The organism is Rhodococcus sp. JVH1 (assembly GCF_000280725.2).
In the GTDB taxonomy this organism is placed as follows: domain Bacteria; phylum Actinomycetota; class Actinomycetes; order Mycobacteriales; family Mycobacteriaceae; genus Rhodococcus_F; species Rhodococcus_F jostii_A.
The window spans coordinates 3,633,855-3,647,171 of record NZ_CP166289.1 but is presented as its reverse complement, the minus strand read 5'-3'; the positions used below and the strand labels follow the sequence as shown (position 1 = coordinate 3,647,171).

The following is a 13,317-nucleotide window of genomic DNA, read 5'->3' as shown; positions in this document are numbered from 1 at the left end:
TCTCCTTGATGCAGTGGTTTACGACTGGGAGAGCTGGGCGGCCATCAGCGGGATGAGCGCCTGCAGGCCTTTCACGGGGCGGACCATCACCTTGAACGACGTGATCTGGTCGCGGTCGTTCCAGTGGACGAGGTCGATGCCGTTGACGTGGATGCCGTCGAGTTCGGTGGCGAATTCCAGGACCGCCGAACGGTCGCCGTACCACTCCTCGACGTAGTGGAAACCGGTGCCGTCGAAGACGGTCAGGGCGGCGCGGAGGTACGCGAGGACCTTCGCCTTCCCTTCCTGCGGAGTGAACACGGCGGGGGAGGAGAACACGGCGTCGTCCGCGATCAGGGCGTCGAGGGCGGTGAGGTCGCGATGGTCGACGACGTGGTGCCAGCGGTCGACGACGCCGGGGCGGGCCGGTAGTTCGGCGGTCATCCGCGGAACGCCGGGGTCGGGAGGTCTTCGCCGAACACGTCCGGCAGGTCGTCGCGCACGCTGTCGGGGAACACGGCCGGTCGTTTCTCGAGGAACGCGGAGATGCCTTCGCGCGCGTCCGGTCCGATGCCGCGGATGTTGATGCCGCGTGTCTCGACGCGGTGCGCGATCATCGGGTGCTCGGCGCCGAGCGCCCGCCACATCATCTGGCGCGACAGCGCCACCGACACCGGGGCGGAGTGCTCGGTCAGGCTCCGGGCCAGCGCGTACGCCTCGTCGAGCAGGGACTCGCGGGGGTACAGCTTGTACACGAGGCCGGCGTCGAACGCTTCTGTGGCGGGGAACACCCGGCCGGAGTACACCCAGTCGAGCGCCGTCTGCAGGGGGACGAGGCGGGGCAGGAACCAGGTCGAGCAGGATTCGGGGACGATGCCGCGCCGGTTGAAGACGAATCCGATGCGGGCGTCGTCGGCGGCGAGGCGGAAGTCGGCGGCGAGGGTCATCGTGATGCCCACCCCCACTGCCGGTCCGTTGATCGCGGCGATGATCGGCTTGCGGGATTCGAACATCCGGAGCACCACGCGACCGCCACCGTCGCGGCGGGAGTCGGCTCCCTCGTCCTCGTCCTGCCAGTGATCGAACGTGGCGGCCCCGGCGGACAGGTCTGCGCCTGCACAGAACGCTCGTCCGGCTCCGGTGAGCACGATTGCCCGGACGGAATCGTCCGCGTCGAGTTGGTCGTAGGCGGCAATCAGCTCGTTCTCCATGGTGGTGGTGAACGCGTTGAGCTGGTCGGGCCGGTTCAGGGTGATCGTCGCGATGCCGTCCGCGACGGCGAGTCCGATGTGATCCACCGCCCCAGCATGACATTGTTACCGAACGATCGCTAGAGCGGGTTCTGTGACGGGACCCACTACCCTGGAGTGGTCGTGTGACGATCGGATCGGGGACGGAGACCGAGGGATGTGCGCTGCAAAGGTGGCCGCCGTGGCAACGGGTACCGGGCGGCAGGTGATCCTCGACTCCGCGGTGGCCAACATGAACGAACGCGGCTATCACGGCACGTCCATGCGCGACATCGCCCGCGGCGCCGACATCACCGTCGCCTCGATCTACCACCACTTCGCGTCGAAGCAGGAGATCCTGCAGGACATCATGGTGCGCGCACTCCACGACGCCATCGCGATGACCCGCGGTGCCCTGCTGCGCTCGGGTGGCGCCCCCGCCGACCAGTTGCAGGCGCTGATGCGGGCGTGGGTCATGTTCCACACCACCCGGCAACTGGACGCAATGGTCGGCGCCACCGAGATACGCAGCCTCGACGACGCCGGCCGCCGGCTCGTCGTCGCCCTCCGCGACGAACAGGAGCACCTCTTCCGCGACGTCGTCGAGCGTGGTGTCGAGGAGGGCGACTTCGCGACCGAATTCCCGCGGGACGCCGTCCGCGGCATCATCAACATGGGTCAATCGGTGTGCACGTGGTGGCACGCCGACGGTCCGCTGAAGCCCGAGGAACTCGCCGAGCGCTACGCCGACCTCGCCCTGGCGATGGTGAAACCGACCGTCTGATCGCCGTGGCCGCAGCCCGGGCAGAATCGGGGTAGCGGGTGTCGCGGAAACGGAGCGTGAGATGAAGTTCGCCAGACGGCTCGACGCTCTCCAGCAGAAGTACCCGGCGATGGGCTTCCCGATCGCCGTCACGTACAAATTCCTCGACGACCAGGGTGTGTACCTCGCGGCGTTGATCGCCTACTACGGGTTCATCTCACTGTTTCCCCTCCTGCTTCTGCTCTCGACGGTGCTCGGGTTCGTGCTGTCGGGGCATCCGGAATTGCAGCAGGACATCATCGACTCGGCGCTGAGCCAGTTCCCGGTCATCGGCGCCGACCTGGCGGACCCGCACCGGATCGGCGGCGGGGTGACCGGCCTGGTGATCGGACTCGTCGGCGCCCTCTACGGCGGCCTCGGGGTGGCACTGGCCAGCCAGAACGCGATGAACACGGCGTGGTCGGTACCCCGCAACATGCGGCCCGATCCCATTCGCGGCCGGCTGCGGGGTCTGCTGCTGCTCGGCACGATCGGTCTCGCCGTCCTCGGCACGGCCGCGGTGGCAGCGGTCGGCGCCGCGACGCACCTGTCCGGATCGTTCACCGTGCTTCTCATGCTCGCCGCGATCACGATCAACTCGGCGATCTTCATCCTTGCCTTTCGGCTCGCCACTGCCCGGCCGCTGTCCGTCGCCGACGTCGCGCCCGGCGCCGTCGCAGCAGCCGTGGTGTGGCAGGTGCTCCAATCGTTCGGGGCGTACTACGTGAGCAAGGTGGTGAGCACGGCGTCCGTGACGAACGGGGTGTTCGCCGTCGTGCTGGGGTTGCTGGCGTTCCTCTTCCTCGCCGCCGCGGCGATCGTGGTGTGTGTGGAGATCAACGTCGTCCGCGTCGACCGGCTGCACCCCCGGGCGCTGCTCGGGCCCTTCACGGACAAGGCCGACCTCGTGGAGGGCGACAAACGGACGTTCACCGACCAGGCGAAGGCGCAACGCGCGGTACCGCACGAGGGCATCCACGTCACGTTCGACGAAGTTTCTGCGAAGATGGACAGGCCCAGGCCGCCGTCGAAGGAGGAACGATGACCGATCCGATCTTCGATAAGTCGGAGCAACTGAAACAGGTCCAGCAGGGCATCCTTCCCGGCGAGACGATCATCGCCGTGTACGACTGCATCGGCGCGGGTACCGGCTTCCTCGGGATCACGAACCTCCGCGTCGTCATCCAGGACAAGAGCTTCGTCGGCAAGCGCACCGCGATCACGTCCATCCCGTACAAGAACATCCGCTCGGTCTCGTTCCTCAGCAACAAGTCGTGGGCCGGCCAGTTCTTCTCCTCCAGCAGCATCGCCGTCAACGTCGCCGACACCACGTACGAGGCCGACTTCCGTGGCATGGACAAGGCCCACCACGTGCACACGGTCATCCTCGAACACATCACGTGACGTAGGTCGCTCTGCTCCGGTGGGTCGCCCCAGGTCACGGCGACGCACCCACACACCGCGCCGGTGAGTGGAATCACCCCCGCGTGAATTGTCAATTCGGTTGCAGCCTCGCCCATACTGGTACGAGCCGGTGTGCCACTATCTCGGCCCGGTTCATCCTCAGGCGAGTCCATTGGACGTGCTCGCCGATCCTACGATCAGCCCGACGGGAGTCTTGCTGCCATGACGCCGCCTGCAGTTCACCTCACCGAACCTGTGGTCACCGCTCGTCCGTCTCTGCGTCCGCGGATTCCGTCACCGAGTCGGCGGGGCGCGATGCTGGCGCTTGCCCTCGGCGGGTTCGGTATCGGCACAACGGAATTCGCGTCCATGGGCCTGCTGCCCGCGATGGCCGCGGGGACCGGGGTGTCGGAGCCGGTGGCCGGGCACTTCGTCTCCGCGTACGCGCTCGGCGTCGTCGTCGGGGCGCCCACGATCGCGGCGCTGGCCGCGCGCGTCGAGCGGCGCACGCTGCTCATCGCGTTGATGGCCACGTTCGTCGTCGGCAATCTCGCTACCGCCCTCGCCCCCGGGTACGAGTCGCTGCTGGCCGCCCGGTTCCTCGCCGGGCTGCCCCACGGTGCGTACTTCGGGGTCGCAGCGTTGGTCGCCGCGCACCTAGCGGAACCGGGCAAGCGTGCCAAAGCGGTCGCGACCGTGATGATGGGTCTGTCGGTCGCGAATGTGGTCGGGGTGCCTGCGACGGCGTTCTTCGGCCAGATCCTGGGCTGGCGGTCCGCGTTCGTGCTCGTGGTGATCATCGGAATCGTGACGCTGGTGGCGCTGGCACGTCTGGTCCCGCCGCTGGCCGGGGTGCACGTGAGCAACCCGGTGGCCGAACTCGGGGCACTGAGCCGGGTGCAGGTGTGGATGACGCTGATCTTCGCGACGGTCGGGTTCGGCGGTTCGTTCGCGGTGTACACGTACATCAGTTCGACGCTCACCGACGTGTCCGGGTTGCCGCACGCGATGGTTCCGGTGGCGTTGATGCTGTTCGGTTCGGGGATGATCCTCGGTAACGTCGTGGGTGGCCGCATCGCCGACAACGCGGTGGTCCCCGGGCTGTTCGGGTGCATGATCGCCCTGATCTGCGTCCTGGCCCTGTTCATCGTCGCCGCACACAACCCGGTGACGGCGCTGATCGTGCTGTTCTTCATCGGGATGGCGGTGACGGCGATCTTCCCGGCCGTCCAGTCGCGGCTGATGGACGCGGCGGGTGACGCGAAGACCCTGGCGTCGACGCTGATCCACGGCGCGTTCAATCTCGCCAATGCGGGTGGCGCGTGGATCGGAGGCGTCGTGATCGCGGCCGGATACGGCTACACCGCCCCGGCCGCCGTCGGCGCCCTCCTCGGCGTCGCCGGACTGATCGTCCTCACGATCGCGGTCCTCCTCGACCGCCGGCGCCGGCACGAACCGGCCGCCGACGGCTGACGGTTCAGGCGTGAACCCCGGCGGCGTACCGATCCCGTAGCGTGCCCTTGACGAGTTTCCCGGTGGGGGTTCGGGGGAGGTCGTCGCTGAACACGACGTTCCGCGGTACCTTGAACCGGGCGAGCCGTCCCCGCACGTGGTCGAGGAGTTCACCGGCCAGCGCGTCGTCCCCGATCACACCCGGAACGGTCTGGACCACGGCCAGCACCGATTCACCCATCTCCTCGTCGGGGATCCCGATCACCGCGACGTCGAGAACGGCGGGGTGTTCGGTGAGGGTGTTCTCGATCTCCTGCGGATAGATGTTGACGCCGCCGGAGATGATCATGAACGACTTCCGGTCGGTGAGGAACAGATACCCGTCCTCGTCGAGGTAGCCGACGTCGCCGGTGGTGGTCCACGTCGGGTGCTGTGGGTGCTGGGCGTCGCGGGTCTTCGCGGGGGCGTTGTGATATTCGAACGGCAGGGTGTCCCGCTCGAAGTAGAGGGTGCCGATCTCGCCCGGTGCGAGGTCGGCACCGTCGTCGCCGCAGATGTGGGCGAGGCCGAGCGCGGCGCGGCCGACGGTTCCGGGCTTGCGGAGCCATTCGTCCGAATTCACGAGTGTCATGCCGTTGAGTTCGGTGGACGAGTAGTACTCCGACAGGATCGGACCCCACCACTCGATCATCTGCCGCTTCACCTCCACCGGGCACGGGGCCGCGGCGTGGACGGCGACGCGCAGGCTGGAGACGTCGTACTTCTCCCGGGTCTCGGCGGGCAACTTCAGCATGCGGACGAACATCGTGGGCACCCACTGGCTGTAGGTGACGCGGTACTGCTCGATGTACGCGAGCGCCTTCTCGGCGTCGAAGCGGTCCATCACGACGACGGTGCCGCCGAGGGCCTGCACCGACGCGCAGGTGCGGAGAGGTGCCGCGTGATACAGCGGGGCGGGTGAGAGGTAGACGGTGTCCGGCGTGACTCCCCACACCGTCGCGTTCATACCGGTCATCGTGTCGCCGGGTTCGTGGATCTGACGTACGGGCAGTTCCGGTTTGATGCCCTTCGGGCGGCCGGTGGTGCCGGACGAATACAGCATGTCCGCCCCGCGGGGCTGGTCGGGGAGCGGGACGTCCGACTCCGCGGCGGCGGCCCGGTCGAGCGAGTTGTAGCCGGGAATGGTTCCCCCGAACGCGAGCCGGTGCTCGGTGGCCGGGGTGAGGGCGGTGAGGTCACGCGCAACCGCGTCGAGTGCGGCGTCGACGATCAGCGCCTTGGCACCGCAATCCTCGACGATGTAGGCGATCTCGGGCGGTGTGAGGTGCCAGTTCGCCATCGTGAGATAGAGACCGGAACGCATTGCCGCCCAATAGATGTCGAAGATCGCGGGAGTGTTCGTGGCCAGCACCGCGACGTGATCTCCGCGGCGCAGACCGAGGGCGTGCAGGTGGCGGGCGATCCGGATCGAGCGGGACTCGAGGTCGGCGAAGGTGACCGTCTGCCCGGTGCCCGCCATGATCACGGCCGGCTTGTCGGGGGTGGTGGCAGCATGAGCGCCGGGATACATGGTTACTCCGATTCGTGAGGGATCTCGAGGGGTGACATTGTCCGGCCGTCAGCCGAGTTGCTCCTGCGCGACCTTGGACCGGCGGGCCACACCGGCAACCGAGATCAGTCCGATCACCGCAGCGACGATCACGAAAACGGCAGGGGAGAGGACGTTTCCGGTCTTCTCCACCAGCCAGACGGCGACGAACGGGGCGGTGCCACCGGCGATGACGACGCCGAGGTTCCAGCCCATGGCGACACCGGTGAAGCGGACGTCCTTGTCGAACAGCAGCGGCATCAGCGTGTACGAACCGACCTGGGTTCCGACGGTGTTGACCATGATCAGCAGGTACGCGATCGCGGCGATCCACAGGCTGTGGTGCATGACGGCCATGGCGGGGTAGGTGATGATCGCGAATCCGGCGAGGCTGATCACGGTGAACCGCAACCGCCCGATGCGGTCGGCGAGCATGCCCCCGAGCGGCATCGCGAGCGCGACGACACCGATGACCGCGGTCGCGATCCAGTAGACCGGGGTGCGTTCGTAGCCGAGGCTCTTCATGAGATGGATGCTCATGTAGGTGAGGCCGATGTACGCGGTTCCGTTGCACGCCAGACTGATTCCGACCGACTGCAGGAGGGCGAGCGGCTGCCGCCGGAAGACGGCGACGACGGGCGCCTGGACCGGCCCGGAATCGGTGTCCTCACCGTGGGTTTCCTCGACCCGGGTGCGGGCCCACAGGCAGAGCAGCGTCAGCGGCAACGCGAGCAGGAACGGGACCCGCCATCCCCAGCTCTCGAGTTGCGCGTCGGTGGTCAACGCCGACACCGTGCCCGCGACCGCTGCGGCCATCGCGAATCCCATCGTGGATCCGAGCGGGGTGAACGCCCCGTAGGTGGCCTTGAGATGCCGCGGCGCGGATTCGGAGATGAACGTGGCCGAGCTGCCGACCTCGCCGCCCGCCGAAAATCCCTGGACCATCCGCACGACGACGAGCAGCACGGTGGCCCAGATCCCCGCTTGCGCGTGGGTGGGCAGGAATCCCATCGCCATGCTGCCGAGGCCCATGCAGACGAGCGTCGCGAGGAGGGCCTTCTTCCGCCCGAGCCGGTCGCCGATGTGCCCGAAAACGATGCCCCCGAGCGGACGCATGAGGTACGCGGTGCCGAACACGGCGAGTGCGGACAGCAGCGCGGTGGCTGGGTCGCTGCTGGGGAAGAAGAGCGGGGCCATCACGATCGCGAGGTAGCCGTACAGGCTGAAGTCGTAGTACTCGATCAGGGTGCCCACGCCGCCCGCGATCGCGGCGCGGCGCGCTCGGATGCGGTCTTCGGTCCGCCATTCGGTGGTGGCAGCAGACCCGGTCAACTGGTCCGTCATTGGTGTCCTGACCTTTTCGGAGGCGGGTGAGACGTGCATCACTTCTCGTGGATCATGCCAAGCGAACGATCGATTGGCAAGGTGTTCGGGTGGCGGGCCGTTCTCGGCAGTTCCGGGTATTTAGTCGCAGCATACGGAGATATTGACTTCCGACGTTCACTCGGTTGATGATGAGAACCTGCCGAACGAGCGTTTGGCTGAAGATTGAAGTACTCGAAAGGACGCAGCGGATGACGACGTCCCACGCCGAAGCGGACACCCACGAGGACCGGGAGGATTCGGCAGGCGTCGACCTCACCGCTCTCGCCCACTACCTCGACAGCGCACTCGACGGCGGTGTGCGCGGAGACCTCGCCGTCTCGCTCATCAGCGGTGGCCGATCGAACCCCACCTACCGCGTCGCCGACGCCGACCGGACATGGGTTCTGCGGCGGCCCCCGTACGGGCACGTCCTGCCCAGCGCGCACGACATGAAGCGCGAGTTCACCGTGATCAGGGGACTGGCCGGAACAGCCGTCCCGGTGCCCGACGCGGTGCTGCTGTGCGAGGACAAGAACGTGCTCGGAGCCGCGTTCTACCTCATGGAACTGGTGGACGGAACGCCCGTCGGAACGGTCGAGCAGGCGTCGGCGCTCACCCCGGACGACCGCCGCCGGCTCGGGCTCGATCTCGCCGACACCCTCGCCGCGCTGCACGGCGTCGACCCCGACGCGGTCGGGCTCGGCTCGTTCGGCCGCCCCGGCGGATACCTCGACCGTCAGCTCGACCGTTGGTCCCGGCAGTGGGAGGCCTCGCGCACCACCGATCGCCCCGAGGTGTCCGTGCTGCTCGACAAGCTGCGCCGGGCGCTGCCCACCTCGCACTTCCCGGGCATCGTCCACGGCGACGTCAAACTCGACAACGTGCTCGCGTCCCGCGACGACGCCGGGAAGATCGTCGCCGTTCTGGACTGGGAAATGGCCACGCTCGGCGACACGCTCGCCGACGTCGGGATCATGCTGAGCTTCTGGGACCAGCCCGGCGCCGTCGACAACCCGGTGACCAAGGGGCTCGCCCGACTCGACGGATTCCCCACCCGTACCGAACTTCTCGACCGTTACGCCACGCGGCGCGGCATCGAGATCCCCGACATCGATTGGTACACGGTGTTCGCCGACTTCAAGATCGCCGTCATCCTCGAGGGCATCAACGCCCGGCACGCGCAGGGCGACACCGTCGGTGGGGGTTTCGACGACGTCGGCGACATGGTCGGCCCGCTGTTGCAGCGTGCACTCGGACTCGCTGCCGTGTCGCCCGTGTCCGAACTCCGCCGCTGACCGCGGCACCACCGAAGAGATTGGAGCCACGGAAGTGGATTTCGACTACAGCCCGAAAGTGCTGGAACTGCAAGCGAAGCTGACGAAGTTCATGCAGGAGCGGGTACTGCCTGCCGAGACGATCGCCGAAGAGCAACTGGCGTCGAAGCCGGACCACTGGGGTGCGCCGCCGATCGTGGCCGACCTGAAGGCGGCCGCGAAGCGCGAAGGCCTGTGGAATCTCTTCCTGCCCGCGCGCGAGGGTGCCGGTCTGACGAACCTCGAATACGCGCCGCTAGCGGAACTCACCGGCTGGAGCCCGTTGATCGCACCCGAGGCGTTCAACTGCAACCCGCCGGACACCGGCAACATGGAACTGCTGCACCTGTACGGCACCGACGAACAGAAGCGGGAATGGCTCGAACCCCTGCTCGCGGGCGAGTTCCGGTCGTGCTTCTCGATGACCGAACCCGACGTCGCGAGCTCGGACGCCAACAACGTCCGCCTCGAGATCGCCGAGGACGGCGACGACTGGGTGCTGACCGGCCGCAAGTGGTGGTCCACCGCGGCCCTGCGCGACGACTGCCGGGTGGCGATGGTCATGGGCGTCACCGACCCAGGTGCCCCTGTCGGCAGCCGGCACAGCATCGTCCTCGTTCCCATGGACACCCCCGGTCTGACCATCGTCCGGTCCACGACGGTGCTCGGCTTCACCGACCGCCACGAAGGCGGGCACGGCGAGATCGTCTTCGACGAGGTCCGCGTCCCCAAGGCGAACCTGCTCGGACCGCGCGGCAAGGGCTTCGCCGTCGCGCAGGCGCGCCTCGGTCCGGGGCGCATCCATCACTGCATGCGGTTGATCGGCATGGCCGAGCGGGCGATTGCGCTGATGACCGAACGCGCCCGCACCCGGGTGGCGTTCGGCAGGCCCCTCGCCGACGAGGGTGTGGTGCAGGCGACCGTCGCGGACGCGCGGATCCACCTCGACGCCGCCCGGCTGCTGGTGCTGCGGGCCGCCTGGCGGATGGACGTCGAGGGCACGAAGGCGGCCCGTCACGACATCGCCGCCGCAAAGGTGATGGTCCCGCTCACGGTCAAGCGGATCGTCGACGACGCGATGCAGATCTTCGGCGGCGCCGGCCTGTCGCAGGACACGATCCTGCCGGTGCTGTACGCGCAGGCCCGGTTCCTGCAGATCGCCGACGGCCCCGACCAGGTGCACCGCCGCTCCCTCGCCCGGGCCGAGTTCGCCACCACCCCGGTCCTGAAGGAAGTCCGCGGGTGAACGAGGACACCACGCGCGCCCGGCAGCAGAGCATCGGCGACATTCCGCGGCGGTCCGCGGCGCGTTTCCCGGACAAGCTCGCCGTGGTGCACCGCGACGTCCGGCTCACGTTCGCCGAATTCGACACGCTGATCGACAGGGTCGCGGCGGCCCTGCACTCCGAGGGGTTGACGCGCGGCGACCGGCTCGCGTTGTTGTCGCACAACTGCTGGCAGTACGCGGTGCTGAACTTCGCAACCGCCCGGCTCGGTGTGGTTCTCGTGCCGGTCAACTTCATGCTGACCGGCGGGGAGATCGCATACATCCTCGACGACTGCGCAGCCGACGCGTTCGTCGTCGAGGACGCCCTGGTGCCCGTCGCCGAGAAGGCGCTCGCGGAATCGAAGGGAAGCGTCCGGGTGCGGGCGACCATCCCGCTCGGCGATACGGCCACACCGGGTGGCTGGCGTTCGGTGACGGACTGGGCGGAGGGTGAATTCGGTTCGCCGCCCGAGGTGTACGTGACAGACGACGACGTGGTCCGCATCATGTACACGTCGGGCACCGAGTCACGGCCCAAGGGCGCGATGCTCACCAGCCGGTCGCTGATGTGGCAGTACATCAGCTGCATCGTCACCGGCGGCATGAGCAGCGACGACGTGGAGGTGCACGCGCTGCCGCTGTACCACTGCGCTCAGCTCGACAACTTCCTCAGCACCGACATCTATCTCGGCGCGACGAGCATCATCGTCGACGGGCCCGACCCGCAGGTGTTGCTCCGCACCATCGAGGCCGAGCAGGTGACCAACCTGTTCTGCCCGCCGACGGTGTGGATCTCGCTGCTGCAGTTACCCGAGTTCGAGACCACCGACCTGCGTTCGCTGCGCAAGGGCTACTACGGCGCGTCGCCGCTGCCCGTGGAGATCCTGCGCGAAATGAACCGCCGGCTGCCGGGTATCCGGTTGTGGAACTTCTACGGGCAGACGGAAATGGCGTCACTCGCGACGGCGCTCGGGCCGGAAGATCAAGAGACGCGCGGTGGTTCGGCAGGCAAACCTGCTCTCAACGTGGAGACACGCATCGTCGACGACCGGGACCTGCCGCTTCCGGCGGGCGAGGTCGGCGAGATCGTGCACCGCAGCCCGCACGCCACCGTCGGCTATCTGGGACAACCCGAGAAGACCGCGGAAGCATTCGCGGGCGGGTGGTTCCACTCCGGCGACCTCGGCTACCTCGACGAGGACGGCTACCTGTGGGTGGTCGACCGCAAGAAGGACATGATCAAGACCGGCGGGGAGAACGTCGCGACCCGGGAGGTCGAGGAAACACTCTACGAACTCGACGGCGTCGGTGAGGCCGCCGTGTTCGCGGTGCCGCACCCACGGTGGATCGAAGCGGTCGCCGCGGTCGTGGTCCCCGCCGCCGGCGTCGAACTCGACGAGAAAGACGTCGTGGAGCATTGCCGCGGACGACTCGCCGGATACAAGGTGCCCAAGTACGTGATCGTCGCCGACTCCCTCCCGAAGAACCCGAGCGGCAAGATCCTCAAACGCGTTCTCCGAGACACATTCGGTTCCATTGCCCAAGACTGAGCAGGAGACCACCATGCCCACCGATTCGAACACACAACGCGCGGGCAAGCCCCGGGCCGCGCGCGCCTCGTTCGCGGCCGCCATCTCGACCTCACTCGAGTGGTACGACTTCTTCATCTACGCGACCGCCGCCGCGCTCGTCTTCAACGCCACGTTCTTCGCGACCGACAGCCAGGTCGTCGCCGCCCTCAACTCGTTCGCCACGGTGGCGGTCGGCTTCATCGCCCGGCCGATCGGCGGCGTCCTCGCCGGGCACTTCGGCGACAAGGTGGGTCGCAAACCGGTACTCGTCGCGGCCATCGTCATGATGGCCGTCGCGACCTCGCTGATCGGCCTCGTGCCCAACACCCAGCTCGTGTGGCTCGCACCGACGATCCTCGTGACCTTGCGGATCTGCCAGGGCCTCGCCGTCGGAGCGCAATGGGGCGGTGCCGTCCTCCTCGCCACCGAGAACGCCCCCGCCGGACGTCGCGGGTTCTACGGCAGCTTCGCGCAGCTCGGCGTGCCCATCGGCGTCGTGCTCGGAAACGTCGTCTTCCTGGTCATCACAGCGGTATTCGACTCCGAGTCGTTCCTCGCGTGGGCGTGGCGCATCCCGTTCTGGATCAGCCTCGTGATGCTTCCGGTCGCCTTCGTCATCCACCGCTACCTGGAGGAGACACCCGAGTTCCAGGAACTGTCGAAGAAGCTCGCCGAAGCTCCGGTCGCGCGGAAGTCGCCGATCCTGCAGGTGCTGCGCAACAATCCCGGCACCGTGCTCACCGCGGCCGGCGCGAACGCCATCGGCGTCATCTTCTTCTACACGATGATCACAGGGTCCGTGCAGTTCGCCACCACGTACCTCGGGATCGAACGTTCAACTGTGCTCGGCTTCATCCTCGCCGCCTGCGTTCTGATGATTCCGCTGGTCCCGCTGGCCGGATACCTCTCCGACATCTACGGCCGGAAGCTGATCTTCGGAATCGGCACCGCCGGGATGCTGCTGTGGGGAATCCCCATGTGGCTCATGATCGGACACTCGAGCCAGGGCACGCTGTGGCCGTTCGCGCTCGCCGTCTTCGGCGCCGTGATCGTCATGTCGTTCCAGACCGGAACGCAGGGAACACTGTTCGCGGAACTGTTCCCGCCCGAGATCCGATTCTCCGGTGCCTCCCTCGGCTACCAGATCTCCGCCATCATCGGTGGCTTCTCACCGATGGTCATGGTGCTGCTCATAAACGGCGACGCGTCCAACGCCTGGCGCGTCGGCGCGTTCCTCGCCGGCGCCGGAGCGGTCGGGTTGCTCTGCCTCGTCACGATCGTCCGCAAGTACTCGAAGCCCGGCATCCAGCAGGCGGCCCGCCAGTCCACCGTGGCGGTGTGAGGCGA

At 67.6% G+C, this 13,317-nt stretch carries 12 protein-coding genes; 8 read left to right on the top strand and 4 right to left on the bottom strand.

All coding sequences use genetic code 11. From position 1 onward, the window contains the following. Positions 1 to 18 precede the first annotated feature (18 nt). Both JVH1_RS16705 and JVH1_RS16700 read right to left on the bottom strand, forming a co-directional pair. On the bottom strand, positions 19 to 423 hold the full coding sequence (locus tag JVH1_RS16705; protein ID WP_009477036.1) for a nuclear transport factor 2 family protein: 405 nt from the start codon (positions 421 to 423) through the stop codon (positions 19 to 21). Next, a complete protein-coding gene (locus JVH1_RS16700) occupies positions 420 to 1,277 on the bottom strand; it encodes a crotonase/enoyl-CoA hydratase family protein (RefSeq protein ID WP_009477037.1) in 858 nt (285 codons plus the stop codon). The genes JVH1_RS16705 and JVH1_RS16700 overlap by 4 nt, the downstream gene beginning before the upstream one ends. Positions 1,278 to 1,386: 109 nt before the next feature. Between JVH1_RS16700 and JVH1_RS16695 the strand changes: the two genes are divergently transcribed. From JVH1_RS16695 to JVH1_RS16680, 4 genes are all read left to right on the top strand, one after another. Then, the gene (locus tag JVH1_RS16695) at positions 1,387 to 1,992 is read left to right on the top strand and encodes a TetR/AcrR family transcriptional regulator (RefSeq protein ID WP_011596490.1); all 606 of its coding nucleotides are present in this window, start codon (positions 1,387 to 1,389) and stop codon (positions 1,990 to 1,992) included. A 61-nt stretch (positions 1,993 to 2,053) separates the two neighbouring features. Beyond that, a complete protein-coding gene (locus tag JVH1_RS16690) occupies positions 2,054 to 3,055 on the top strand; it encodes a YihY/virulence factor BrkB family protein (RefSeq protein ID WP_009477039.1) in 1,002 nt (333 codons plus the stop codon). Next, complete coding sequence (locus JVH1_RS16685) at positions 3,052 to 3,414, top strand: PH domain-containing protein (protein WP_009477040.1); 363 nt, start codon at positions 3,052 to 3,054, stop codon at positions 3,412 to 3,414. The genes JVH1_RS16690 and JVH1_RS16685 overlap by 4 nt, the downstream gene beginning before the upstream one ends. A 222-nt stretch (positions 3,415 to 3,636) precedes the next feature. After that, the gene (locus JVH1_RS16680; RefSeq protein WP_009477041.1) at positions 3,637 to 4,887 is read left to right on the top strand and encodes an MFS transporter; all 1,251 of its coding nucleotides are present in this window, start codon (positions 3,637 to 3,639) and stop codon (positions 4,885 to 4,887) included. A gap of 4 nt (positions 4,888 to 4,891) precedes the next feature. Here JVH1_RS16680 and JVH1_RS16675 read toward each other — a convergent pair whose 3' ends face one another. Together JVH1_RS16675 and JVH1_RS16670 are read right to left on the bottom strand one after the other, a co-directional pair. Further along, positions 4,892 to 6,436, bottom strand: coding sequence for an acyl-CoA synthetase (locus JVH1_RS16675; RefSeq protein ID WP_009477042.1), 1,545 nt, complete (start codon positions 6,434 to 6,436; stop codon positions 4,892 to 4,894). A 48-nt stretch (positions 6,437 to 6,484) separates the two neighbouring features. Continuing rightward, positions 6,485 to 7,798 carry an MFS transporter gene (locus JVH1_RS16670; protein WP_009477043.1) on the bottom strand — a complete coding sequence of 438 codons (1,314 nt, stop codon included), beginning with the start codon at positions 7,796 to 7,798 and terminating at the stop codon, positions 6,485 to 6,487. A gap of 230 nt (positions 7,799 to 8,028) precedes the next feature. Between JVH1_RS16670 and JVH1_RS16665 the strand changes: the two genes are divergently transcribed. From JVH1_RS16665 to JVH1_RS16650, 4 genes are read left to right on the top strand one after another with little or no spacing between them, the layout of a single operon-like run. Beyond that, a complete protein-coding gene (locus JVH1_RS16665; RefSeq protein ID WP_009477045.1) occupies positions 8,029 to 9,114 on the top strand; it encodes a phosphotransferase family protein in 1,086 nt (361 codons plus the stop codon). A 34-nt stretch (positions 9,115 to 9,148) separates the two neighbouring features. After that, a complete protein-coding gene (locus JVH1_RS16660; protein WP_009477046.1) occupies positions 9,149 to 10,378 on the top strand; it encodes an acyl-CoA dehydrogenase family protein in 1,230 nt (409 codons plus the stop codon). Beyond that, positions 10,375 to 11,949: an acyl-CoA synthetase gene (locus JVH1_RS16655; RefSeq protein WP_009477047.1), complete on the top strand. Its 1,575-nt coding sequence runs from the start codon at positions 10,375 to 10,377 to the stop codon at positions 11,947 to 11,949. The genes JVH1_RS16660 and JVH1_RS16655 overlap by 4 nt, the downstream gene beginning before the upstream one ends. 13 nt (positions 11,950 to 11,962) lie before the next feature. Next, positions 11,963 to 13,312 carry an MFS transporter gene (locus JVH1_RS16650; RefSeq protein WP_009477048.1) on the top strand — a complete coding sequence of 450 codons (1,350 nt, stop codon included), beginning with the start codon at positions 11,963 to 11,965 and terminating at the stop codon, positions 13,310 to 13,312. Positions 13,313 to 13,317 lie beyond the last annotated feature (5 nt).